This window comes from Streptomyces sp. NPDC041135, assembly GCF_055592085.1.
The window spans coordinates 189,943-211,603 of sequence record NZ_JBVIYZ010000008.1 but is presented as its reverse complement, the minus strand read 5'-3'; the positions used below and the strand labels follow the sequence as shown (position 1 = coordinate 211,603).

The following is a 21,661-nucleotide window of genomic DNA, read 5'->3' as shown; positions in this document are numbered from 1 at the left end:
CCATACCCGTAGCCGTAGCCACTGCGTCCTACGGGGCCGTGGTGGGCTGCGGGTGCTGGTGCTGCTGCTCGCCCTGTTGCTGCCCGGCGTGCATCTCCAGGCCGCCGCGGCCGCCACCGTGGCTGCGTCCGCCGAGGCCGGCGAGTACGACCTGCCCGACACCGCGCTGCGACCGCCCCCGTGTGCCGCCCACCGCCCCGGCGCGCCCCTGCGCCCCGCGCCCCTGCCGGGCCCGGCCGCCGCCGGCCACCCGTCCGGTCCCGGCCGTGGCGCGCCCCGGCCGCCGTACGCCCCGCCGCTGCCGCCCCCGCCGCCGCGCACCGTGGTCCTGCGCTGCTGACCGTCCCCGGCCGCACACCAGTCGGCCACTCGGCCGGTAGGCACGTCAGCCGTCGTGAACAACGACGTCAGGAACACGGACAAGGACACACCGCCATGCCCGCAGACCCGTACGCGGTCCTGCGCGCCCTGCTGCGCGCGGAGGCCGTGCGCAGCGCGGCGCCCAAGCCGCCGTCGACGCCCCCACGACCGCAGCGGCCCCGGAAGGACGGGGACCGCTGACCCACCGGCGGAGGCGGCTCCCGCCTCCGCCGGGCCGTACCCGGCGGGCAGGCCGCGCGGCCGATCGGGTGACGGCCGACCGGGCGGCCGAACGGCCCCCGCATGCCGCGGAGTCACCCGCGTCACCCGGGCCCACCACCGTCAACTCGCCGTACGCCCGCCCACCGTCGACTTCCCGTACGTCCGCGCGCGGCCGGTGCCCCGGACGCGGCCCGCGCCCGACTGCCCGCGGCCCGCGGCACGGTCCACAGCCTGTGCACGACGCCGCGCCCCGGCGGACGCTTCGCCGGCGCTCGACGGTGATCGTTCTTGTCTCGGTATCAGCCGAAATCCAGCACTTTTTGCAGCGCCGCGCTGCGCCGCCATGGCTGCGCCCGGAACGCCTGGGCCGGTAGGCTTTCCGTGTGATCTTCAAGCGCATCGGAAACGGCCGGCCGTACCCCGACCACGGCCGGGAGAGCACCCGGCAGTGGGCGGACGTCGCACCGCGCCCGGTCCGCCTCGATCAGCTCGTGACGACCAAGGGCCAGCTCGACCTCGAGACCCTCCTCGCCGAGGACTCCACCTTCTACGGCGACCTCTTCGCGCACGTCGTGAAGTGGCAGGGCGACCTGTACCTGGAGGACGGCCTGCACCGTGCCGTACGCGCCGCGCTCCAGCAGCGCCAGGTGCTGCACGCGCGCGTGCTCGAACTCGACTGACCGGGCTCGACCGACCAGGGACGAACAGCCGGGCTCGACCGACCGGGGACGAACGGACGGGCGGGGACGGGCGGGCGGTTGGCCCTTTCGGGTCCGCTGAGCGGCGTCGAATGATCATCTAGTAGGCATCGCCGCCCGCGCGCACTACGCTGCGCCCATGAGCATGCTGACTCCCCCCGGCATGGGTGGGAAGTACCGGATCACCGGTGACACGTACCCCCGGATGCGCCCTCCCCGGCGGCGCGGCAGGCTCGTGTTCGGCCTGGTGTCCTCCGTCGCCGTACTCGGGCTGATCGGCTGGGGCACCCTGCAGCTCGTCGACGTCTTCACCGGCGGTGGCTCGAAGGACACGAAGGCCGGATCGGGCACGGTCTGCCCGGCGAAGGCGAGCCCCGCGGCGCACACCCGCAGCGAGGTGCTGCCCCGGCCCGCGCTGATCACCGTCAACGTCCTCAACGCCACCGACCGCACGGGGCTCGCCAAGGCCACCGCGGACGAGTTGAAGAAGCGCGGCTTCAAGATCGGTCAGGTGGGCAACGCCGGCAAGGCGTACGACAAGAAGGTCAAGGGCACCGGGGTGGTCCTCGGGCCCGCCGCCGCTCTGAACACCTCGCTGCCGGTGCTGGCCACCCAGCTCGCCGGCGCACAGCCGCGTACCGACGCCGCGCGCAAGGGCGACTCCGTCGACCTGATCATCGGCGACGGCTTCAAGGGCCTCACCGCACGGACGGCCGCCGACCGTGCCCTGGCCGCACTGGCCACGGCACGGACGAAGGCCGCCACGCCGGAGAAGGACTGCTGAAGCCCGCTGCGGGCCGAAGCCCGCAGGAGGCCGCTGAAGCTCGCCGAGAGCTGCCGTCCGGGTCGGTTACTCGGCCGCGCCGTACAGCCGGTCCCCCGCGTCGCCGAGGCCGGGGACGATGTAACCGTGCTCGTTCAGGTGGTCGTCGACCGCCGCGGTGACCACCGTGACCGGCGTGCCCGCCAGCTCGCGCTCCACCACCTCGACGCCCTCAGGGGCGGCGAGCAGGACGACGGCGGTCACGTCGTCGGCGCCGCGCCTGATCAGCTCCTGGATGGCCGCGACCAGGGTGCCGCCGGTGGCGAGCATCGGGTCGAGCACGTACACCTGACGGCCCGAGAGGTCCTCCGGCATGCGCGAGGCGTAGGTGGACGCCTGGAGCGTCTCCTCGTTGCGGATCATGCCCAGGAAGCCGACCTCGGCCGTCGGCAGCAGCCGCATCATGCCGTCCAGCATGCCGAGGCCGGCCCGCAGGATCGGCACGACCAGCGGACGCGGACGGGCGAGCTTGACTCCGGTGGTCCGGGCCACCGGGGTCTGGAGGTCGACCGCCTCGGTACGCACGTCCCGCGTGGCCTCGTAGGCGAGCAGGGTGACCAGTTCGTCGGCCAGCCGGCGGAAGGTCGGGGAATCGGTGCGCCGGTCGCGCAGGGTGGTGAGCTTGTGGGCGACCAGAGGGTGGTCGACGACGTGGAGACGCATGTCCTTAACAGTAACCGCGCCCACCCGCACCCCGTGCTGGCATCAAACGGCCCGTGCGGGGGAAGGCGGTAGGGACGGACTGGGGTGGTGAGACCGTGCCCGACCTGCCTGACCTGCCTGACCTGCCCGAGCGCGGAGGCGACGCGCCCGGCCGCACGAGCGCCCGCCGAGCGGGCCGCCGCACCGGCCGGGGTGCCGAGCGCGCCGGTGAACGCGCCGGTGAGCGCTCACGCGAGCGCGCCGACGAGCGCGCCGGCCAACGCTCCCGCGAACGCGCCGGTGACCGGTCCCGCGAACACGCCGACGAGCGCGCCGCTCGACGCTCCCGCGAGGACACCGGACAGACCGCTGAACGGGCCACCGGACGCGCCGTGGAACGGGCTGCCGAACGGGCTGCCGAACGGGCCGCGGAGGAGACCGACGCGGAGCGCCGGCGCCGCCGCGCCCAGTTCCTGCGCGACCTCGCCGAGGCCCGTGAACTGCGCGACCGGGTGCAGCCGCGGCGCGCCAAGGCCGCCCGGCTGCGGCACGCGATGCGGATGCGCACCTTCCGTTGGTAGGGCGCCGGCGGCCAGGACACCGCGCGACCCGCCGAACGCTCCACCGAACGCCGCGCCGCACGCTCCGCCGAACGGCCGGGCGCGCGATCCGGCGGAGCGCGGGGAAGATCGAAGCCCGCCCCGACGTTTCCGAGGCGGGGTACGTGGCCGCCGGGAAAAGCCGCGTACGATCCGCAGGTGGCGGCAATGAGCGCGCCGGTGGGCCGCGACGGACGTCCGGTCGAAACTGCCGGACACAGGGAGCCGAAGACGTCCCCTGAACGCCTTGTTTCTGCCACGATTCCGAGTGGGCGGGGCTCGGAGCACAGCTCTCTCCGCCCAGACCTCCGCCGGGGGGACCCCCAACCGGCACGCCTATGACCAGTGGGAGAGTCACGGTGTACTTCGCCGCACTGCTCGCGCGCACCGAAGACGGGTGGGAAGCGAGCGACACGGAGCTGGACGATGTGGAGACCCTGTCGGATCTGGCCGACCTGGCCCGGGAAGCCTCTCCCGACGAGGACACGGTGCTGGTCCTGATCGAGCAGGAGGACGCCTGGTTCGGCGTCGTCCGCGTGGACGGCGAGGATGACCCTCGCATCTACGTCTCGGACGCCGCCGCCGCCGCCCGCAGTGCCTACGGCGAGCTGCTGCTCACCGACGAACTGCTCGGCCGCGAACCCGGCGACGACGTCCCCGATCTGGACGCCCTCGATCTCGACGGCACGGAGGACGGCGAGTCCGACGACGAGGAGACGGAGGACGAGGAGGCCGGCCCCACCGGCGAGGCGGTGCCGCACAGCCCGGTGGGCGACAGCGAGATCCTCGACGACCTGGGCATCAGCCACAAGGAGCTGCGCGCCCTGGACGCCGACGACGCGCTGGGCACCATCGCCGAGGCCCTGGGCGCCTCGGAGGTCCTGGAGACCGTCCGCTGAACGCACCTGAGGAAACCGGGCCGGGCGCCGCACACCGGACGCCGGACCCGGTACGCGACCGCTGGCGTGCCGCGATGCGGCTCGCCCTGGGCCAGGCCGGACGGGCCGCCCGGGGCGGGGACGTCCCCGTCGGCGCCGTCGTACTGTCCCCGGACGGTACGACGGTGCTCGCCACCGGGCACAACGAGCGCGAGGCCACCGCGGACCCCACCGCGCACGCGGAGGTCCTCGCCCTGCGGCGGGCCGCCGCGCGGCTGGGTGAATGGCGGCTGGCCGGCTGCACCCTGGTGGTGACGCTGGAGCCCTGCACGATGTGCGCCGGAGCCCTGGTCCAGTCCCGGGTGGAGCGTGTCGTCTACGGCGCCCGCGACGACAAGGCGGGCGCGGCGGGCTCCCTGTGGGACGTCGTGCGCGACCGGCGGCTCAACCACCGGCCCGAGGTCGTCGAGGGTGTGCTGGCCGAGGAGTGCGCGGGTCTGCTCACCGCTTTCTTCCGCGCGCGCTGACGACAGGCGGTCCGTCCGCACCTCCCTATCGATTTCAAACCTCGCCCCGCCGTGCTGTAAGGTCTCCCTCGGTAGCGTGTCCGAGCGGCCGAAGGAGCTCGCCTCGAAAGCGAGTGTGGCGCAAGTCACCGAGGGTTCAAATCCCTCCGCTACCGCGTGGACGAAGGGTCCGGCTCATCGAGCCGGACCCTTCGCGCGTACAAGGGCCCCGGACGTGCGGGGTGTTGGCCGCCGGGCGGGGGCCGAAGGTTACACTCGCCGCCGTCGACAGGGGGCCCTCCGGGCCGGACGAGGCACAGGGGAGGCCGCGGTGGCGGTGAACGCCAAGAAGATCGCCGTGTACGTGCTCGTGGTCTTCGCTCTGTACGTGATCATCACGGACCCGGCCAAGGCCGCCGACTACGTCCAGATAGGCTTCGAGGGCATATCGGACGCGGCCAAGGCAGTCGGTGACTTCATGACCTGGCTCGCCGACGGAGGAAAGAGCTGAGGGAACGCCCATGATCCGCCACCTGGTCCTGTTCAAGCTCAACGAGGGCGTCGAGCGCGACGATCCGCGCGTCGTGGCGGGCGAGGCCGCCTTCCGCGCCCTCGGCGGCCGGATCGAGGAGCTGCGCTTCTGGGAGTGCGGCTGGAACATCAGCGACCGGCCCATCGCCTACGACTTCGCGATCAACTCGGCGGTCGAGGACGCGGATGCGCTGGGCCGCTACCTGGAGCACCCGGCGCACCAGGCGGGCGTCGCGCTGTGGCGCGAGTTCGCCACCTGGGTGATCGCCGACTACGAGATCTGACCCCCGGCTCCCCTCGGGCCTTACGCCCCTCAGCCCCCCGCCGGCCCCGGTGGGGGGCTTTCTCGCGCCTGCTCCCGCGTGTCCGCGCCCGCGCGTGCGCTCCAGCGCGTCCACTGTCTCCGGAACATGTCCGCTGTCCGCCGCCACCGGACCGGCGTCATCAGTCCGTCCCCACCGGTCCGCCTCCACGTACCCCTGCCACGAGCCCATTCCCACCAGCCCATGCCCATCGACCCATACCCGTCAGCCCGCTTCCCTCAGCCGCTTCCACCAGCCCGTATCCATCAGGCCGTTCCATCAGCCCGTTCCGCGAGGCCCGGGGGCCGACTTGGCGTCCGGCCCTCAACACGGTGTTATGCGGTGCTTGCACACTGTGCACATGTCTTGTGATGCTATGACCGCTTTTGACGGATGATTGACCGATGAAGAGGTGGCGTTGACCGTGTCGGCCAGTACTGCGCCGCCCCAGGAGGAGGCCCCCGCCCCGGTGGCCCCCGAGAAGCGCCGGGGAGCCGACACCCGGGCCCTCACCCAGGTGCTCTTCGCCCAGCTCAAGGACCTCCAGCCGGGCACGCCGGAGCACCACCGGGTGCGGGGGGCACTGATCGAGGCCAACCTCCCGCTCGTGCGCTACGCCGCCGCCCGCTTCCGCTCCCGCAACGAGCCGATGGAGGACGTCGTCCAGGTCGGCACCATCGGGCTCATCAACGCCATCGACCGCTTCGACCCCGAGCGGGGCGTGCAGTTCCCGACCTTCGCCATGCCGACCGTGGTGGGCGAGATCAAGCGGTACTTCCGCGACAACGTCCGCACGGTCCACGTACCGCGCCGGCTCCACGAGCTGTGGGTGCAGGTCAACAGCGCGACCGAGGACCTCACGACCGCCCACGGCCGCTCCCCGACGACCGCCGAGATCGCCGAGCGGCTGCGGATCAGCGAGGACGAGGTGCTGTCCTGCATCGAGGCGGGACGGTCGTACCACGCCACCTCGCTGGAGGCCGCCCAGGAGGGCGACGGGCTGCCCGGGCTGCTGGACCGGATCGGCTACGAGGACCCCGCGCTGGACGGCGTGGAGCACCGGGACCTGGTCCGACATCTGCTGGTCCAGCTCCCCGAGCGCGAGCAGCGCATCCTGCTGCTGCGCTACTACAGCAACCTCACCCAGTCACAGATCAGCGCGGAACTCGGCGTCTCGCAGATGCACGTCTCGCGGTTGCTCGCGCGCAGCTTCCAGCGGCTGCGGTCGGCCAACCGGATCGACGCCTGAGTGTGCGTCGGGCCGATCGGGGAACCGTAAGCACGATCGAGCCATCACCGTCACGAGCGAATCGCTCACCTGGGCGGTTCCCGACAGTCACTGGCTGAAAAACCGTCAGACCCCCTCTTTCCAGGGCCTATTCACCTCTCACATGTCGACATGTCACTACAGCGTGTTGCCGACATGTGACATTCTGCGGGAAGAGCGTTTGCCGCGGCTCCGGCTCCGGTATTCAGGTGAAGGCTGCGTTCCTCCGACGGGACGTCCGCCACGACCGTCCCGCGACCCAAAGGGGGTGGCATGTCCGCAGACCAGGGCAGCTCGAAGGTGCTCACGCCCACGACGGGCGAGGCAGCACCCAGTGTGCTCGACACGCTCGACGTGCTCGACACCGTCACGGCCCCGGACCTCCAGGCCGCACCGGCCCCGGCCGTCACGGCCCCGGAGGCCCTCGACACCCGCACCCTGTCCCGCTCCCTGTTCCTGCGGCTCGCCGCACTCGGCGAGGACAGCCCCGAACGTGGCTACGTCCGGGACACCCTCATCGAGCTGAACCTCCCGCTGGTCCGGTACGCGGCGGCGCGCTTCCGCTCCCGCAACGAGCCGATGGAGGACATCGTCCAGGTCGGCACCATCGGGCTGATCAAGGCGATCGACCGCTTCGACTGCGAACGCGGCGTGGAGTTCCCGACGTTCGCCATGCCGACGGTGGTCGGGGAGATCAAGCGCTTCTTCCGCGACACGTCGTGGTCGGTGCGCGTCCCGCGCCGGCTCCAGGAGCTGCGCCTGGCCCTGACGAAGGCCAGCGACGACCTCTCCCAGAAGCTCGACCGCTCCCCGACGGTGACCGAACTGGCCGCCGTGCTGGGCGTGTCGGAGGAGGACGTCGTCGACGGCCTGGCGGTGGGCAACGCCTACACCGCCTCCTCCCTCGACTCCCCGGCCCCCGAGGACGACGGCGGCGAGGGCTCCCTGGCGGACCGCCTGGGCTACGAGGACACGGCGCTGGAGGGCGTCGAGTACCGCGAGTCCCTCAAGCCGCTGCTCGCCAAGCTCCCGCCGCGCGAACGCCGGATCATCATGCTGCGCTTCTTCGCCAACATGACCCAGTCGCAGATCGGCGAGGAGGTCGGCATCTCCCAGATGCACGTCTCGCGCCTGCTCACCCGGACCCTGGCCCACCTGCGCGAAGGGCTGATCTCCGACTGACCCGGGGCCGACCCGGGCCACATCACCGGCATGGACATGGCCGCCGAGGCGCCGTTCACGGCAGCGTCGGCGGCCGTCGCCCGTCCGGACGAGGGCGGGACCGGTCCCGGCCGGACCGGGCGGTCCCTCGCCCCCGTTACTTCAGCGCCAGCCAGGCGACCCCCGCCACGATCACCAGCGCCACCACGACACCGATGATCAGGCCGATGCGGGGGCCCCTCGGGGCGGCGGTCTGCTGCGGGCCCTGCGGGGCCTCGTCGACGAACGCGCGGAACATCTGGGTGCTGCCGGCGGGGTCGTAGTTGCCCTGCGGGCCCTGGGTGTTAGCCATGGGCCGAGACACTAGCGAATCCGGGGGTGCGGCCCAAGTGCGGGTCCCCGTGGGCCGATACACCCACCCGGAGCCCGCCCGATGCCCGCCCGATGCCCACCCGGCGCCAGTGCGGCGCCAGCCCGGTGCCCAGTCGGTGCCCGCCCGCGCCGCACCCGAGGTCCAGCCCGCCCGCACTCACCTGCACATTCACACCAGCAATACGTGCCTTTGCCAAGTTTTTGCCCCGTAGCCCACTCACATATTTGCCTGCGGCAACCAAGCAGTTCTATGGTTGCCCCAAGCAACGATTACGGGAGGTGTGATGGCGGAGCAGGCGCAGTTCGAGGAGCTCGCGCGTCAGCTCAGCGCCGTCGGAACCGTCAAACGGGACATGGGGCGCATCCTGCCGCACGACTGCCCGGCCGGTTCCGCGGCCGTTCTGACGCTGCTCGGCCGCCACGGCGACATGCGCATGAGCAAGCTCGCGGAGCTGCTCGCCGTGGACATGTCGGTGACCAGCCGACACGTCGCCCACGTCGCCGAGCGGGGCTGGATCCTCCGGTCCCCCGACCCCGCCGACAAGCGCTCGCGCATCCTGCGCCTGACGCCCGCCGGCCGGGAGACGCTCGACGAACTGTCCCGGCGCAGCGCCGAACTGCTGGCCGAGCGGCTGAGCGACTGGAGCGACGACGAGGTCGGCCAGCTGATCGTCCTCATGACCCGGCTGCACAAGAGCTTCGGCGACTGCCGCACCGGGCACGCCCCGGCCCCGCTCCCGGCCCGCACGCCACCCGTACTCGACACGACCACCCGTACACCCGCATGACGACACGTAGGAAAAGGAAGCCCATGGCAACGACCACACCAGCCGGTGTGCGGGCTCACGCCAAGCACGGGGGAGGCTCCGACGAGGCCCCGATGACGCACCGGCAGATCATGGAGGCCCTCTCCGGGCTGCTGCTCGGCATGTTCGTGGCGATCCTGTCGTCCACGATCGTCTCCAACGCCCTGCCGGAGATCATCGGCGATCTCGGCGGCGGCCAGTCCGCCTACACCTGGGTGGTCACGGCCGCCCTGCTGTCGATGACAGCGGCCACTCCCCTGTGGGGCAAGCTCGCCGACCTGTACAGCAAGAAGGCGCTCGTCCAGATAGCCCTGGTCATCTATGTCGTCGCCTCGATGTGCGCCGGCCTGTCGCAGAACCCCGGCATGCTGATCGTCTGCCGCGTGGTGCAGGGCATCGGCGTGGGCGGTCTGTCCGCCCTGGCCCAGATCGTGATGGCCGCGATGATCTCCCCGCGCGAGCGGGGCCGCTACTCCGGCTACCTGGGCGCCACGTTCGCCGTCGCCACCGTCGGCGGCCCGCTGCTCGGCGGTGTCATCACCGACACCTCCTGGCTGGGCTGGCGCTGGTGCTTCTACGTCGGCGTCCCCTTCGCGGTCATCGCGCTGATCGTGCTCCAGAAGACGCTGCACCTGCCCGTGGTGAAGCGCGAGGTCAAGGTCGACTGGGGCGGCGCGGTGCTGATCTCGGCCGCCGTCTCGCTGCTGCTGATCTGGGTCACCTTCGCCGGTGACAAGTACGACTGGGTGTCCTGGCAGACGTACGCGATGGTCGCCGGTTCGGTCGTCCTCGGCGCGCTGTTCGTGCTCGTCGAGTCCAAGGCCCGTGAGCCGATCATCCCGCTGCGGCTGTTCCGCAACCGCACCATCACCCTCGCCTCGCTCGCCTCGCTGTTCGTCGGCATCGCGATGTTCACCGGCACGGTGTTCTTCAGCCAGTACTTCCAGCTGGCCCGCGACAAGTCGCCGACGATGTCCGGCGTGATGACCATCCCGATGATCGGCGGTCTGTTCGTCTCCTCGACCGTCTCGGGTCAGTTCATCACCCGCACCGGCCGCTGGAAGGCCTGGCTGGTCAGCGGCGGCGTGCTGGTCACGGCCGGCCTGCTGCTGCTCGGCTCCATCCGGTACGACACCGACTACTGGAAGATGGCGATCTTCATGGCCCTGCTGGGCCTCGGGATCGGCATGATGATGCAGAACCTGGTGCTGTGCACGCAGAACCAGGTCGAGCCCCGCGACCTCGGTTCGGCCAGCTCCACGGTCACCTTCTTCCGCTCGCTGGGCGGTGCGGTCGGCGTCTCCGCGCTGGGCGCGGTGATGTCCCACCGGATCACCGACTACGTCAAGGACGGCCTGGCCGCCCTCAACCCGAAGTACGCGGCCGCCCTGGCCTCCTCCGGCGCCAGCGACAGCATCCCGGACATGGACACACTGCCCGCGCCGCTGCGCACGGTCATGGAGAGCGCCTACGGCCACGGCATCGCCGACGTCTTCTTCATCGCCGGCTGCCTCGCCGCCGTCGCCTTCCTGATCACGCTGTTCATCAAGGAGGTGCCGCTGCGCACCCGGGGCGCCCTCGCCCAGGCCGCCGCGGACGAGGCCCCCGTCGCCGACCCCGCCGCCGCCCCGGCCGTCGCGGAGGCCCAGGCCCCCGCCGCCCCGGCCCCGGCCCCGGCCGCGGAGAACGTCCCGAGCTGGGCCGCGCCCGCCGTCACCGGTGAGCAAGCGGCCACCGAGGCGCGGCCCGCGGCCGCCGTCGCCACGGTCGCCGGACCCGCCACCGGCGGTGGCACCCCGGTGCACGGCTACGTCCGCGGCGCCGAAAGCGCCCCGGTCCCGCAGGCCGCGGTCACCCTGATCTCGCTGTCCGGCCGCCAGCTGGGCCGCGCGGTCGCCCACGCCGACGGTTCCTACACGCTGGCCGCGCCGGGCACGGGTTCGTACGTGCTGATCGCCTCGGCCGACGGCTACCAGCCGCAGGCGTCGACCGTCATGGTCGGTGAGGAGCCGGTGTCGTACGACATCCTGCTCAGCGGCACCAGTGGGCTGAGCGGTGTGGTGCGGGCCGTGGGCAGCGCGCTGCCCGTCAAGGACGCCATGGTCATCGTCACCGACGTCCGCGGCGACCTGCTGGCCACCGCCGCCACCGGTGAGCAGGGCGAGTTCGCCCTCGCCGAGCTGGTGCCCGGCGTGGTGACCGTCGCGGTGAACGCGGCCGGGTTCCGGCCCCGCGCGCTGCCGGTCGAGGTCGGTGCCGCCGGGGTCACCCGGGTCGAGGTCGACCTGGACGCCGGCGCCCAGTTGCAGGGTGTCGTCCGGGCGCCGCACGGTCCGCTGGCCGACGCCCGCGTGACGCTGGTCGACGCGGCGGGCAACGTGGTCGGCACCGCCACCACCGGGACGGACGGGGCGTACGCCTTCACCGACCTGGACAGTGGCGAGTACACCGTCATCGCGACCGGTTACCCGCCCGTGGCCACGGCCCTGACCGTCTCCGGCCCCGGAGTCGACGGACACGTCGTCGAACTCGCCCACCCCGGCGAGTAGTTCCCCACCCCGGCCCGTGGCGGGCGCGCCCCGAGCGGCGGCGCGTACGCCACGGGCCGGTTTATTTCGACCGGTATGCAAGGCTTGTGAAGGAGAGAACGGGATGGGACTGACCGCCAGGATCCGCACCCGCGACGGATGGGCCGTGTCGCACGCGGTCGTCACGGTGACCGACATGACGGGCAGCCAGGTGCTGCGCGCCGAGGCCGACGCGGAGGGCGCCGTACGGGACACCACCGAGCTGGCGCCGGGGGCGTACACGGTGATCGTCACCGCCGTCGGGTACGCGCCGGTGGCCGTCGGGGCGCTCGTCACCGCCGGCGGGCGGGCCGAGGTCGGCACGGTGACCCTGGCCCGGCAGGGCGGGGCCGAGCTGCCGCCGCCCGGGCCGTGGACCATCGACCCGGCGCACTCCTCCGTGGCCGCCGTGGCACAGCACCTGGGGATCTCCAGCGTGCACGGCCGGTTCACGCGGTTCGGCGGCACGATCGAGATCGCGCCCGACGAGGTCACCAAGTCCCGGGTGGAGGCGGTCATCGGCGCCGCGTCCGTCGACACCGGCAACGCGATGCGCGACACGCACCTGCGCTCAGCGGACTTCCTGGACGTCGAACGGCACCCGGAGATCGTCTACCGCTCCACCGGCATCACCGCGGCCGGCCCCGACCGCTGGACCGTCCACGGCGAGCTGTCGATGCACGGCGTCGTGCGCGCCGTCGACCTGGACCTCGCCTACCTCGGCTCCGGCGCCGACCCCTGGGGCGGCACCCGGGCGGCCTTCCGCGCCACCGCCGAACTGCACCGCGAGGACTTCGCGATGAACTACAACCAGGTCCTCCAGGCGGGCATCGCGGCCATCGGCACGACGCTGCGCGTGGAGCTGGACATCCAGGCCGTGCAGGGCACCTCGCTACCGGCCGCCTGACGCCGGACGGCCACCGCCGCCCACCCGCTGGACCAGGTCGGCGCACAGGTCGCGGAGTTTGACGTTGCGGTCCTGGGAGGCGCGGCGCAGCCGCTCCATCGCGGCCTGGGCGTCGATCCGGTCGCGGGCCATCAGGATGCCGATGGCCTGGTCGATGACGCTGCGGGAGAGCAGCGCGAGGCGCACGTCGGCGGCCGAGGCCCGCTCGCGCTCGATGCGCAGGACCACGTTCACGGTGTCGGCGGCCCGGGCGGCGAAGCGCCGGGCGGTCTCCCGGCCCTCGTCCAGCGCGCCGGCCCGGACGCCGTAGAGGTTGAGGGCGGCCCCCGGCTCGCCCTCGGTCTCCAGCGGCAGCGCCAGCACGCAGTGCACCCCGGTGGACAGCGCGTACGACGTGTACCCCGGCCAGCGGCTCTCCCGGGCCAGGTCGGGGGCGTACTGCTCCTGCCGCGTCTCGGCCGCGTCGACGCACGGGCCGGACCCGTTCTCGTACTGCCGCTGGTCCAGGCCGCTGGGCAGTCCGCCGCTGCCGGCGAGGGTGAGCAGCCGGTCGGCGCGGCGCAGGGTGATGCTGCACGCGGCGGTGCCGGGCACCTCCTGCACCGCCCGGTCGGTCAGGTCGCGCAGCAGCGTGTCGAGACCCTCGCCCTGCGCCAGGGCGGCGTCCAGCGTGTCCGGGGACTCAGCTCTCATGTCCGTACGTGTATCCCGGCACCGCCCGATGAAGCAGCGCGGTACGGGCCGGCCCCGGCGCGCGACGCGCCGCGTCCGCCGAAAACCTGCGCGGGTCCTCCCCGAATCCTGCACGAAAGCGGCCCCCGTTCCGGGGTGGCCTAGACGGTGTCGTTCGAGCCCACGATGCGGCGGGCCAGGTCGCGCAGCTTGACGTTCTCCCGCTGGGACGCGCGGACCAGGCTCTCGAAGGCGGCCGCCGCGTCGATGTCGAGGCGCTCCATGAGGATGCCGGTGGCCTGGCCGATCAGGTCCCGGGTCCGCATGGCCTCGGTGAGCTGCTCGCGGACGGTGACCGAGTTCAGGGCCAGGCTGACGTGGGCCGTGAAGAGGCGGCCCAGGCGGGCGGCGTCCTCGTCGAAGGCGCCTGGCTCGCTGGAGTAGGCGGTGAGCACGGTCAGCTTGCGGCGGTCGGCGCGCAGCCGCAGCGACAGCACCGAGCGCAGGCCCAGGTCGGACAGCGAACCGTCGTCCTTGTCGGCGTCACCGTCGCCGCTGCGCACCACCGGTGAGGTCCACAGCTGCTCCCAGTGCGGCCGGTCGGGACTCTCGGCGTCCCGCGCGATGTCGTCGCTCCAGGCGACCGTACGACGGGACTCGCCTCGCTCGATCTCGGTGATTCCCGCGTGCTGAGCGCCGGGCAGCAGGGTGACGGCCAGTCGGACCGCCGTACTCAGCATGGCGTCCGGCGTGGTCGTCTCATGCAGTTGCTGAGCCGCCGCCGTGAGCGCCTCGGCCAGCTCGAGACCGACCGCATCACGGGTCACATCGGAAAAATCGGACGCAGCCACCACGAACCTCTCGGATGGCACGGCCTTGCGGCCATGCTCAGGAGAGCTCCGCAGCACATTCCCGACTGCGAGCACAGGACATCGCAACTTTAGCTGCTCCATTGCGGCGAGGTGACGTTCGGTGGGCGTCGTGGAGTTACCCGCTTCCCCGTCCGGGCGGGGCATGGTGCAATGGAACCGCGGGTCATGAAGCGGCCTACCGGAATCCGGCGACCCAGCCGGACGCGGACATCCAGCCGACACCTTCCGTCAGGTGAGTGTGGTGACCCCTTTCCCGAGCCCCTGCCAACCGCGCGACTTCCCCGGCTGCACGCTGCTCGCCTTCCCCGACGAGGTCGATCTGTGCAACGTCGGTGCCCTGTTCGACCACGTCATGTCCGCCGTGCACACCCGCACCGAGCGGCTGCGTGTGCTGGTCCTGGACCTCTCGCCCACCCGGTTCATGGACTCGCAGGGCGCCCGGATGATCGAGGACGTGCGCGGCCGGCTGCCCCGGCGCACCGAGGTCCGGGTGGTGGCGCTCCCCTTCGAGCTGCCCAGCCGCGTCCTGGAACTGACCGGCCTGCGCCGGGACGTCCCGGTGTACGACAACCTCGTCGACGCCCTGACACCGTGAACGTGGCCCTCACAGGGTCAGGCTGACGAGCCCTCACCCGGCTTAGGCTGCCTCCATGGCACCGAACATCGCGACCAACACCAGCGTGTCCCGGGACGAGTTGCTGGACTTCGTCCGCCCCCGCCACCGCGCCCTGCTGCTCACCCGCCGCGCCGACGGCAGCCCGCAAGGTTCGCCGCTGACCTGCGGAGTCGACGACGCGGGCCGGATCGTGGTCTCCACCTACCCGGAGCGCGCCAAGACCCGCAACGCCAAGCGGGACCCGCGGGTCAGCCTGCTCGTGCTGAGCGACGAGTGGAACGGCCCCTGGGTCCAGATCGACGGCACGGCCGAGGTGATCGACGCGCCCGACTCCGTGGAGCCGCTGGTGGAGTACTACCGCACCATCGCCGGCGAGCACCCCGACTGGGACGAGTACCGCGCGGCGATGCTCAGGCAGGGCAAGTCCATCATCCGGGTGACACCGGAGCGCTGGGGCCCGGTGGCCACCGGCGGCTTCCCGGCCCCACTGGCGGACAACGGCTGAGCCCCGGCCCACCCGGCCCCCTCGGTCCACCGGGCCGCCCGGTCAGCCGCGGGCGACCATCGCCTCGATGCCGGCGACCAGCAGGTCCAGCGCGAAGGTGAAGTCCCGGTCCAGCATCTCACCGACCGTGTCACCGCCCCGGGCCGCCATGATCTCCCGGGACTCCTCGATCACCTCGGCGGTCTCGGGGACCTCGCTCACCGCGCTCATGGCCTGCTGGAAGTAGTCGTCGGGGGTCACACCGGCGTCCTCGACCCGGGCGAGGAAGTGGCCCTCGACCGTGCCGTAGCCGTAGACGAACTGGAAGACGGCCGAGATCGCCCCCGTCACCCCGTGCGCCGGCAGCCCCGCGCGGCGCACGACCCGCTGCACCACGCGGGAGAAGGCCAGCGAGCGGGGGCCGATGTTGAGGTAGCGCCCGGCGAGCGGCGACAGCCAGGGGTGGCGCACCAGCAGGCGCCGGTAGTCGGTGGCCAGCGCCCGCAGCTGCTCGCGCCAGTCCTCGCCGGCCGCCCGCGGGTCGGGCAGCCGCAGCTCGCCGAAGGCCGCGTCGAGGGCGAGTTCCAGCAGGTCGTCCTTGGTGTCGACGTACCAGTACACGGACATCGCGGTGACGTTCAGCTCGGCTGCCAGCCGCCGCATGGAGAACTTCTCCAGCCCTTCGGCATCCAGCAGCCGCACGGTCGCCTCGGTGATCCGCTCCCGGTCCAGCCCGGAGGGCTGCCCGCCGCCGCGCCCGCCGCGCCGCGCCTTCCCCTCCAGCCACACACTGGTCCGCGCCGACCGCTCGGCTGCCTTCACCATCGGCGCACCTTCCCGCAAGATTCCGGCCACTCGGCACGATGCTAGGGCCTGTCCGGCCATTCCCGTCTGCCACGCGAATCGCCGGACAAGCCCTGGTGCCGCGGTGAACCAACCAGGTCCTGTCGCCACCGTGCCGGCCGGGCGGCACGTCAGGCCGCTCCCGCGTGACCGTTCACCCGGGCGGTCGCCGCCTCCGCCTTCTGGGCCCGCCGCAGCAGTTCCGCCGCCACCAGGCCGCCGGCCAGGACTGCCGCCGCGCCCACCAGCTGGCCCGCCTCCAGCCCGGCGGCCAGGGACCTGCCCGACGCCACCGACGAGCTGAGCACCGCCCCGAGCACCGCGACGCCCAGCCCGTTGCCGAACTCGGCGAGCGTGCCGTTGACGCCGGCCCCCACCCCGGCCTTCTCCACCGGGATCGCGCTCATGACGGCGTGCGCCATGGCCGGGTTGGCGACGGCGCAGCCCACGCCGATGAGCAGCAGCCCCAGCAGCGTGCCCGGGTAGCCGCCGGGACCGGCGGCGATCGACACCAGACCCAGCGCCATCAGCGTCATCCCCAACGCGATGGCCGGGGACACGCCGAGTTTCGCGGCCCACTTCGCCGACAGCCCGGAGAAGTTCAGCACCACGACCGACAGCGCGAGCGGCGCCGTGCGCAGCCCTGCCTCCAGGGGGCCGTAGCCGAGGACGAACTGCAGGTGCTGGGTGAGCAGGAAGAGCGCCCCGCCCATGCCGAAGGTGATCAGCACGGCCCCCGCGACGGCCCCGGTGAACCGGCGGTCGCGGAAGAGGTTCAGGTCCAGCATGGGGAAGGGGACGCGGCTCTCCCAGTACGCGAAGAGGCACAGCACCACGACCGCCACCGCAGCGGTGAGCAGCACCCGGCCCGAGGCCCAGCCGTGCCGGGGGCCGGAGATGATCGCGAAGACCAGCGAGGTCATGCCGATGGTGGACAGCACCGCGCCGACCAGGTCCGGGCGGTCACCGCTGGGGTTCTTCGACTCCGGTACGAGGGCCAGCACCGCGATCACGCCGAGGGCGGCGACGGGCAGGTTGAGCAGGAAGATGGAGCCCCACCAGAAGTGGTTGAGCAGGAGACCGCCGATGAGCGGGCCGGTCGCGAAGCCCAGGGCGTTGACCGCGGCCCAGACGCCGATGGCCCGGGGCTGTTCCGCGGGGGCGAAGATCTGCATCGCCACGGCCAGGGTGGTGGTCAGCAGCAGCGCGCCGCCGACGCCCATGCCGGCCCGCGCGGCGATCAGCTGGGCCGTGGAGTGGGCGAGTGCGGCCACCAGCGAACCGGCGCCGAACAGGACGAGCCCCGCGACCAGCATCTTCTTGCGGCCGTAGCGGTCGGCGGAGCTGCCGGCGGTGAGCAGCAGGCCGGACTGCACCAGGGAGTAGGCGTTGATCATCCACTGGATGTCGGAGGTGGTCGCGTGCAGCTCCCGGGTCAGGGAGGGGATGGCCACGTTGAGGACGGTGTTGTCCAGCAGCACGGTGAGCTGCGCCAGGCAGATGACACCGAGGATCAGCCAGCGCCGGGGGTGGCCCTGCGCGGGCGGCCGGTCCTGCGCGGCCGGGCCGCCGTCATCGGGTCGGGCATCGCCGTCAGAGGGATGCGCCTCGGGCGTCGTCGTCATGCCGTACAGCGTAGAGCGACAGTTATACGCTGTACAGGGGACATGCGGCGAGGCAGCGAGGCGGCCAGGTGGCGACCCGGCGGAGGCGGTGGCCGTGGGCCACCGCCTCCGCCCGGTCGGGGCCGTCAGCCGGTGCGCTGGGTCAGGTCGTAGAAGGTGGCCGAACCGACCGTCACCTTCTTGAAGGTGCTCTCCACCCAGGAGGTGATCCGGGACGACGTGCCGTCGGAGCTGCCGCCCATGCCGCCCATGCCGCCGCCGGAGATGAAGTAGTGGACCCGGCCGTCCGCCACCCACTTCTGGAACTGGGCCAGGGTCGGGGCGGGGTCGGTGCCGTTGAAGCCGCCGATCGCCATGACCGGCCGCCCGGTGGCGAGCTGGTAGCTCGCGGCGTTCTGCGAGCCGATGGAGGCGGCGGCCCAGGTGTAGCGGTCCGCGTCCGCCTGGAGCAGCTTCTTGGCCTGGGCGGTGACCGTGGCGCCGTTCAGCAGACCGCCGGCGCCGCCCGCCCGGCCGCCCTCGCCCGCCCGGCCGCCGGGCACGCCGGTGCCGTTCGGCGGGCTCTGGGTGCCGCCGGTGCCGTTCGGCCCGCCCTGGCCCGGCATGCCCCCGCCGGGGAAGGCGCCGGTGCCGCCGGTGGCGCCGGGGAAGCCTCCGGTGCCGTTCCGCGGGGTCTGGCCAGGCATGCCGCCGCCGAAGCCGCCGCGCACACCGCCGCCGGGGCCGCCCCCGCCGAATCCCATGGCACCGGCCGGACCGGCCGTCGGGATGGAACCGGTGTGCGCGGAGCCCACGGTGGACAGGGTGTACGCCGTCGGACCGGCGAGCGCCGCCAGCAGGCCCGCCGCCGCGGCACCGAGGGCCAGCCGCCGGGAGAGCCGGCCGGCGAAGACGAGCCCGAGCGCGGCGAGCAGGCCGCCCACGAGCACCAGCCACCTCAGCCAGGGCAGGTAGTCGGGGACGCGGTTGAGCAGCACGTAACCCCAGGCCGAGGCGGCCACGACGGAGGCGGCCAGCGTGACCGAGGACCGGATGTCGCGGCGCCGCTCCCAGAGCAGGCCCGCGCCCATGCCGGTCACGGCGGCGATGTAGGGCGCGAGGGCGACGGTGTAGTACTGGTGGAAGATGCCCGCCATGTAGCTGAAGACGGCCATGGTCGTCAGCAGCGAGCCGCCCCACACCAGGAACGAGGCCCGCGTGACGGAGGTCCGCCGGGCCCTCCGGGTCGCCCACAGGCCGGCGGCGAGCAGCAGCAGCGCGGCCGGGATCAGCCAGGAGACCTGGCTGCCGATCTCGGAGTTGAACATCCGGTTCCAGCCGGTGGCGCCCCAGCGGCCGGTACCGGTGCCGCCCCCGCCGCCCACGCTGCCGGTCTCGTCGCCGCTGATGCGGCCCAGGCCGTTGTAGCCGAAGGTCAGCTCCAGGAAGCTGTTGTTCTGGGAACCGCCGATGTAGGGGCGCGAGGAGGCCGGCCACAGCTCGACCACCGCCACCCACCAGCCGCCGGAGACCACCAGCGCGGCCGTCGCCAGACCCAGCTGCGCCAGCCGCCTGAGCGGCCGCACCGGCCCGCACACCGCGTACACGATCGCCAGCGGCGGCAGGATCAGGAACGCCTGGAGCGTCTTGGCGAGGAACGCGACGCCGATCGCCGCGCCCGCCCACACCAGCCACCGGGTCCGCCCGTCCTCCACGGCACGGAGGACGAAGTAGCAGGCCAGCGACGACAGCAGGGCCAGCAGCGCGTCCGGGTTGTTGAACCGGAACATCAGCGCCGCGACCGGGGTGAGCGCCAGCACCGCACCCGCGATCAGACCGGCCGCGGGGCTGAACCTGCGCCGGACGGAGGCGTACACGACGGCTACCGTGGCGACGCCCATGAGAACCTGGGGGGTCAGGATCGCCCACGAGTTCAGGCCGAAGACCCGCACCGACAGCTCCATCGGCCACAGGAACGCCGAGGGCTTGTCGACGGTGATGGCGTTGCCCGCATCCAGCGAGCCGAAGAAGAACGCCTTCCAGGACGTGCTGCCCGCCTGGACGGCCGCCGAGTAGAAGGAGTTGGCGTACCCGGAGGCGCTGAGGCCGTACAGGTAGGTGACCAGGGTGAGGGCCAGCAGGCCGAGGAGGCCCGGGCGGGCCCAGCGGGGGTCCTCGGGGCGGCCGCGCCACAGGCGGTGGACGAGGGGCCGCCGCTGCCCCGGTTCACCCGGCCCGGTCGGCCCGGTCGGCCCGGTAGACGCGGTCGGCCCGGTCGGCGCGACGGCCGTTGGCGGGGCCGGGGGAGCGGCGGCCTCGGGCGGGCCCCAGCCGGAGGGGCCGGGAGCTCCCGCGGCGGGTGTGCGGTCGGTGTGGGTGCTCATCGGAGGTCCCCCGGGTCGGTGTCGTGGGAGCGGACCGGCTGCAGCCGCATCGTCGCGTCCCTCCAGGTGCCGTCCGCGGCGTCACCGGCGCGGACCTCGGTCGTCGTGTCGCAGGCCGTCATGTCGTGCGTCGTCGTGCCGTACGGGGTCGTGTCGTACGCCGTCGTGTCGTACGCCGTCGTGTCGTGCGGGGTGCCGGGTGAGGCGGCGTGCTGCCGGACACCGGCGTACGGGCCGCGGGACTGCCGCGGGAGCGCGAACGGGCCGGGCCGCCCCGGGTCGGGCGTGGCGTGGTCCGGGTCGACGCGGTCGGGGAACACCCAGGCGCGGAAGAGCAGGAACCGCAGCACGGTCGCGGCGAGGTTGGCGGCGATGAGGACGGCCAGCTCGGTGGAGTGGGCCGCGTCGTCGGTGGCCGCGCTCAGGGCGGCGAGCGAACCGCTGGTGAGGGCCAGCCCGATGCCGAACACGACCAGGCCCTGCGCCTGGTGCCGGACGGCGCCGCCCCGGCCGCGCACGCCGAAGGTCAGGCGCCGGTTGGCCGCCGTGTTGGCGACCGCCGACACCAGCAGGGCGAGCGCGTTGGCGAGCTGGGAGCCGGCGAACTGCCGGAAGGCGCTGTAGAGCAGCAGGTAGAAGAGGGTGGACAGGGCGCCGACCACGCAGAACCCGACCAGCTGCCGGGCCAGGCCCCGGGGCACGTCCTGGATCTCGCGGTCGCGCGGGTCGTCGCCGAACGGCCGGGCCAGCCGGTCCAGCGGCAGCGAACCGCTGGTCAGCGCCCTGCCGATGCGCCACACGCCCTTGAGGTCGTCGGTCGCCGTCCGCACGATGTGCACGGTCGAGTCCGGGTCGTCGACCCAGTCGACCGGCACCTCGTGGATGCGCAGGCCCGCCCGCTCGGCGAGCACCAGCAGCTCGGTGTCGAAGAACCAGCCGGTGTCCTCCACCAGCGGCAGCAGCACCTGGGCGACGTCGCGCCGGATCGCCTTGAAGCCGCACTGCGCGTCCGAGAAGCGGGCCTGGAGCGAGCCGCGCAGGATGAGGTTGTAGGCCCGGCTGATGAACTCCCGCTTCGGGCCCCGCACGACGCGGGAGCTGCGGGCCAGCCGGGAGCCGATCGCCAGGTCGGAGTGGCCGGAGATCAGCGGCGCCACCAGCGGCAGCAGCGCGTTGAGGTCGGTGGACAGGTCGACGTCCATGTACGCCAGGACCGGGGCGTCCGACGCCGACCACACGGTCCGCAGGGCACGCCCCCGGCCCTTCTGTTCCAGCCGGAAGGTGGCGACCTCCGGGATCTCCCGGGCCAGCCGCGCGGCCACCCGCGGGGTGCTGTCCGTGGAGGCGTTGTCCGCGACGGTGATGCGGAAGGCGTACGGGAAGGTGCGGGTGAGGTGCTCGTGCAGCCTGAGCACACAGGGCTGGAGGTCCTTCTCCTCGTTGTAGACGGGGATCACTACGTCCAGGACAGGCGTACCGGCGTGTCCGGCCGGGAGGTGCTCCCGCGCCGGCAGGGTGCCGGGAGAAGAGTCGGTTCGCATGGCA

Annotated in this window: 24 protein-coding genes and 1 tRNA gene; 17 read left to right on the top strand and 8 right to left on the bottom strand. The window is 72.8% G+C overall.

Annotated features, from left to right (window positions below; all coding sequences use genetic code 11):
• Positions 1-52: 52 nt before the first annotated feature.
• The 4 genes from ACZ6CZ_RS20815 to ACZ6CZ_RS20800 all read left to right on the top strand — a co-directional run bounded on the left by ACZ6CZ_RS20815 (position 53) and on the right by ACZ6CZ_RS20800 (position 2,064).
• Positions 53-340 carry a hypothetical protein gene (locus ACZ6CZ_RS20815; RefSeq protein WP_469023107.1) on the top strand — a complete coding sequence of 96 codons (288 nt, stop codon included), beginning with the start codon at positions 53-55 and terminating at the stop codon, positions 338-340.
• Between the two features lie 95 nt (positions 341-435).
• On the top strand, positions 436-561 hold the full coding sequence (locus tag ACZ6CZ_RS20810) for a hypothetical protein (RefSeq protein ID WP_469023105.1): 126 nt from the start codon (positions 436-438) through the stop codon (positions 559-561).
• Between the two features lie 404 nt (positions 562-965).
• Positions 966-1,262 (top strand): type II toxin-antitoxin system VapB family antitoxin, encoded by a 297-nt coding sequence (locus ACZ6CZ_RS20805; RefSeq protein ID WP_003999914.1) that lies wholly within the window; start codon positions 966-968, stop codon positions 1,260-1,262.
• Between the two features lie 157 nt (positions 1,263-1,419).
• Positions 1,420-2,064: a LytR C-terminal domain-containing protein gene (locus ACZ6CZ_RS20800; protein ID WP_469023103.1), complete on the top strand. Its 645-nt coding sequence runs from the start codon at positions 1,420-1,422 to the stop codon at positions 2,062-2,064.
• 66 nt (positions 2,065-2,130) lie between these two features.
• On the opposite strand, the gene upp is transcribed toward ACZ6CZ_RS20800, so the two are convergent.
• The gene (gene upp / locus ACZ6CZ_RS20795) at positions 2,131-2,766 is read right to left on the bottom strand and encodes a uracil phosphoribosyltransferase (protein ID WP_469023100.1); all 636 of its coding nucleotides are present in this window, start codon (positions 2,764-2,766) and stop codon (positions 2,131-2,133) included.
• Between the two features lie 95 nt (positions 2,767-2,861).
• Here upp and ACZ6CZ_RS20790 point away from each other — a divergent pair, with 95 nt between their 5' ends.
• The 8 genes from ACZ6CZ_RS20790 (at position 2,862) to ACZ6CZ_RS20755 (ending at position 8,010) form a co-directional block, all read left to right on the top strand.
• The gene (locus tag ACZ6CZ_RS20790) at positions 2,862-3,326 is read left to right on the top strand and encodes a response regulator (protein ID WP_469023097.1); all 465 of its coding nucleotides are present in this window, start codon (positions 2,862-2,864) and stop codon (positions 3,324-3,326) included.
• A 377-nt stretch (positions 3,327-3,703) separates the two neighbouring features.
• The gene (locus ACZ6CZ_RS20785) at positions 3,704-4,243 is read left to right on the top strand and encodes a tRNA adenosine deaminase-associated protein (RefSeq protein ID WP_469023403.1); all 540 of its coding nucleotides are present in this window, start codon (positions 3,704-3,706) and stop codon (positions 4,241-4,243) included.
• Between the two features lie 74 nt (positions 4,244-4,317).
• Positions 4,318-4,749: a tRNA adenosine(34) deaminase TadA gene (tadA, locus tag ACZ6CZ_RS20780; RefSeq protein WP_469023095.1), complete on the top strand. Its 432-nt coding sequence runs from the start codon at positions 4,318-4,320 to the stop codon at positions 4,747-4,749.
• A gap of 70 nt (positions 4,750-4,819) precedes the next feature.
• A tRNA-Ser gene (locus tag ACZ6CZ_RS20775) sits at positions 4,820-4,904 on the top strand.
• Positions 4,905-5,059: 155 nt separating this feature from the next.
• A complete protein-coding gene (locus tag ACZ6CZ_RS20770; RefSeq protein WP_469023092.1) occupies positions 5,060-5,239 on the top strand; it encodes a hypothetical protein in 180 nt (59 codons plus the stop codon).
• 10 nt (positions 5,240-5,249) lie between these two features.
• Complete coding sequence (locus ACZ6CZ_RS20765; protein WP_469023089.1) at positions 5,250-5,543, top strand: Dabb family protein; 294 nt, start codon at positions 5,250-5,252, stop codon at positions 5,541-5,543.
• A 430-nt stretch (positions 5,544-5,973) separates the two neighbouring features.
• Positions 5,974-6,810 carry an RNA polymerase sigma factor SigF gene (locus ACZ6CZ_RS20760; protein WP_469023401.1) on the top strand — a complete coding sequence of 279 codons (837 nt, stop codon included), beginning with the start codon at positions 5,974-5,976 and terminating at the stop codon, positions 6,808-6,810.
• Between the two features lie 291 nt (positions 6,811-7,101).
• Positions 7,102-8,010 (top strand): RNA polymerase sigma factor SigF, encoded by a 909-nt coding sequence (locus tag ACZ6CZ_RS20755; protein ID WP_469023087.1) that lies wholly within the window; start codon positions 7,102-7,104, stop codon positions 8,008-8,010.
• 136 nt (positions 8,011-8,146) lie between these two features.
• Here the strand turns inward: ACZ6CZ_RS20755 and ACZ6CZ_RS20750 are convergent, their stop codons facing one another.
• Positions 8,147-8,341: a hypothetical protein gene (locus ACZ6CZ_RS20750; protein WP_469023085.1), complete on the bottom strand. Its 195-nt coding sequence runs from the start codon at positions 8,339-8,341 to the stop codon at positions 8,147-8,149.
• A gap of 304 nt (positions 8,342-8,645) precedes the next feature.
• Here ACZ6CZ_RS20750 and ACZ6CZ_RS20745 point away from each other — a divergent pair, with 304 nt between their 5' ends.
• From ACZ6CZ_RS20745 to ACZ6CZ_RS20735, 3 genes are all read left to right on the top strand, one after another.
• Complete coding sequence (locus ACZ6CZ_RS20745; protein ID WP_469023082.1) at positions 8,646-9,149, top strand: MarR family winged helix-turn-helix transcriptional regulator; 504 nt, start codon at positions 8,646-8,648, stop codon at positions 9,147-9,149.
• Positions 9,150-9,241: 92 nt separating this feature from the next.
• A complete protein-coding gene (locus ACZ6CZ_RS20740) occupies positions 9,242-11,716 on the top strand; it encodes an MFS transporter (protein ID WP_469023399.1) in 2,475 nt (824 codons plus the stop codon).
• A gap of 103 nt (positions 11,717-11,819) precedes the next feature.
• The gene (locus tag ACZ6CZ_RS20735; RefSeq protein ID WP_469023079.1) at positions 11,820-12,641 is read left to right on the top strand and encodes a YceI family protein; all 822 of its coding nucleotides are present in this window, start codon (positions 11,820-11,822) and stop codon (positions 12,639-12,641) included.
• Here ACZ6CZ_RS20735 and ACZ6CZ_RS20730 read toward each other — a convergent pair.
• Positions 12,627-13,334 carry a GAF and ANTAR domain-containing protein gene (locus ACZ6CZ_RS20730; protein WP_469023077.1) on the bottom strand — a complete coding sequence of 236 codons (708 nt, stop codon included), beginning with the start codon at positions 13,332-13,334 and terminating at the stop codon, positions 12,627-12,629. The two genes, ACZ6CZ_RS20735 and ACZ6CZ_RS20730, sit on opposite strands and share 15 nt — an antisense overlap.
• Positions 13,335-13,474: 140 nt before the next feature.
• Positions 13,475-14,140 carry a GAF and ANTAR domain-containing protein gene (locus ACZ6CZ_RS20725; RefSeq protein WP_469023074.1) on the bottom strand — a complete coding sequence of 222 codons (666 nt, stop codon included), beginning with the start codon at positions 14,138-14,140 and terminating at the stop codon, positions 13,475-13,477.
• 286 nt (positions 14,141-14,426) lie between these two features.
• Here ACZ6CZ_RS20725 and ACZ6CZ_RS20720 point away from each other — a divergent pair, with 286 nt between their 5' ends.
• Together ACZ6CZ_RS20720 and ACZ6CZ_RS20715 are read left to right on the top strand one after the other, a co-directional pair.
• A complete protein-coding gene (locus ACZ6CZ_RS20720) occupies positions 14,427-14,780 on the top strand; it encodes an STAS domain-containing protein (protein WP_469023072.1) in 354 nt (117 codons plus the stop codon).
• Between the two features lie 55 nt (positions 14,781-14,835).
• Positions 14,836-15,306, top strand: a complete 471-nt coding sequence (locus ACZ6CZ_RS20715) for a PPOX class F420-dependent oxidoreductase (protein ID WP_469023068.1) — start codon at positions 14,836-14,838, stop codon at positions 15,304-15,306.
• A 42-nt stretch (positions 15,307-15,348) separates the two neighbouring features.
• Here the strand turns inward: ACZ6CZ_RS20715 and ACZ6CZ_RS20710 are convergent, their stop codons facing one another.
• The 4 genes from ACZ6CZ_RS20710 to ACZ6CZ_RS20695 all read right to left on the bottom strand — a co-directional run bounded on the left by ACZ6CZ_RS20710 (position 15,349) and on the right by ACZ6CZ_RS20695 (position 21,657).
• The gene (locus ACZ6CZ_RS20710) at positions 15,349-16,110 is read right to left on the bottom strand and encodes a TetR/AcrR family transcriptional regulator (protein WP_469023065.1); all 762 of its coding nucleotides are present in this window, start codon (positions 16,108-16,110) and stop codon (positions 15,349-15,351) included.
• 149 nt (positions 16,111-16,259) lie between these two features.
• Positions 16,260-17,753: an MFS transporter gene (locus ACZ6CZ_RS20705; RefSeq protein WP_469023063.1), complete on the bottom strand. Its 1,494-nt coding sequence runs from the start codon at positions 17,751-17,753 to the stop codon at positions 16,260-16,262.
• Positions 17,754-17,878: 125 nt separating this feature from the next.
• Complete coding sequence (locus tag ACZ6CZ_RS20700) at positions 17,879-20,116, bottom strand: glycosyltransferase family 39 protein (RefSeq protein ID WP_469023060.1); 2,238 nt, start codon at positions 20,114-20,116, stop codon at positions 17,879-17,881.
• On the bottom strand, positions 20,113-21,657 hold the full coding sequence (locus ACZ6CZ_RS20695) for a bifunctional glycosyltransferase family 2/GtrA family protein (RefSeq protein ID WP_469023057.1): 1,545 nt from the start codon (positions 21,655-21,657) through the stop codon (positions 20,113-20,115). Before ACZ6CZ_RS20695 ends, ACZ6CZ_RS20700 begins: the two co-directional genes overlap by 4 nt.
• Positions 21,658-21,661 lie beyond the last annotated feature (4 nt).

What these genes read in the sequence shown, in the direction of transcription:
- ACZ6CZ_RS20810 (WP_469023105.1), top strand. Translation starts at nt 436, where the DNA reads ATGCCCGCAGACCCGTACGCGGTCCTGCGCGCCCTGCTGCGCGCGGAG.
- ACZ6CZ_RS20800 (WP_469023103.1), top strand. Translation starts at nt 1,420, where the DNA reads ATGAGCATGCTGACTCCCCCCGGCATGGGTGGGAAGTACCGGATCACC.
- upp (WP_469023100.1), bottom strand. Translation starts at nt 2,766, where the DNA reads ATGCGTCTCCACGTCGTCGACCACCCTCTGGTCGCCCACAAGCTCACC.
- tadA (WP_469023095.1), top strand. Translation starts at nt 4,318, where the DNA reads ATGCGGCTCGCCCTGGGCCAGGCCGGACGGGCCGCCCGGGGCGGGGAC.
- ACZ6CZ_RS20765 (WP_469023089.1), top strand. Translation starts at nt 5,250, where the DNA reads ATGATCCGCCACCTGGTCCTGTTCAAGCTCAACGAGGGCGTCGAGCGC.
- ACZ6CZ_RS20755 (WP_469023087.1), top strand. Translation starts at nt 7,102, where the DNA reads ATGTCCGCAGACCAGGGCAGCTCGAAGGTGCTCACGCCCACGACGGGC.
- ACZ6CZ_RS20750 (WP_469023085.1), bottom strand. Translation starts at nt 8,341, where the DNA reads ATGGCTAACACCCAGGGCCCGCAGGGCAACTACGACCCCGCCGGCAGC.
- ACZ6CZ_RS20745 (WP_469023082.1), top strand. Translation starts at nt 8,646, where the DNA reads ATGGCGGAGCAGGCGCAGTTCGAGGAGCTCGCGCGTCAGCTCAGCGCC.
- ACZ6CZ_RS20740 (WP_469023399.1), top strand. Translation starts at nt 9,242, where the DNA reads ATGACGCACCGGCAGATCATGGAGGCCCTCTCCGGGCTGCTGCTCGGC.
- ACZ6CZ_RS20735 (WP_469023079.1), top strand. Translation starts at nt 11,820, where the DNA reads ATGGGACTGACCGCCAGGATCCGCACCCGCGACGGATGGGCCGTGTCG.
- ACZ6CZ_RS20730 (WP_469023077.1), bottom strand. Translation starts at nt 13,334, where the DNA reads ATGAGAGCTGAGTCCCCGGACACGCTGGACGCCGCCCTGGCGCAGGGC.
- ACZ6CZ_RS20715 (WP_469023068.1), top strand. Translation starts at nt 14,836, where the DNA reads ATGGCACCGAACATCGCGACCAACACCAGCGTGTCCCGGGACGAGTTG.
- ACZ6CZ_RS20710 (WP_469023065.1), bottom strand. Translation starts at nt 16,110, where the DNA reads ATGGTGAAGGCAGCCGAGCGGTCGGCGCGGACCAGTGTGTGGCTGGAG.
- ACZ6CZ_RS20705 (WP_469023063.1), bottom strand. Translation starts at nt 17,753, where the DNA reads ATGACGACGACGCCCGAGGCGCATCCCTCTGACGGCGATGCCCGACCC.
- ACZ6CZ_RS20700 (WP_469023060.1), bottom strand. Translation starts at nt 20,116, where the DNA reads ATGAGCACCCACACCGACCGCACACCCGCCGCGGGAGCTCCCGGCCCC.
- ACZ6CZ_RS20695 (WP_469023057.1), bottom strand. Translation starts at nt 21,657, where the DNA reads ATGCGAACCGACTCTTCTCCCGGCACCCTGCCGGCGCGGGAGCACCTC.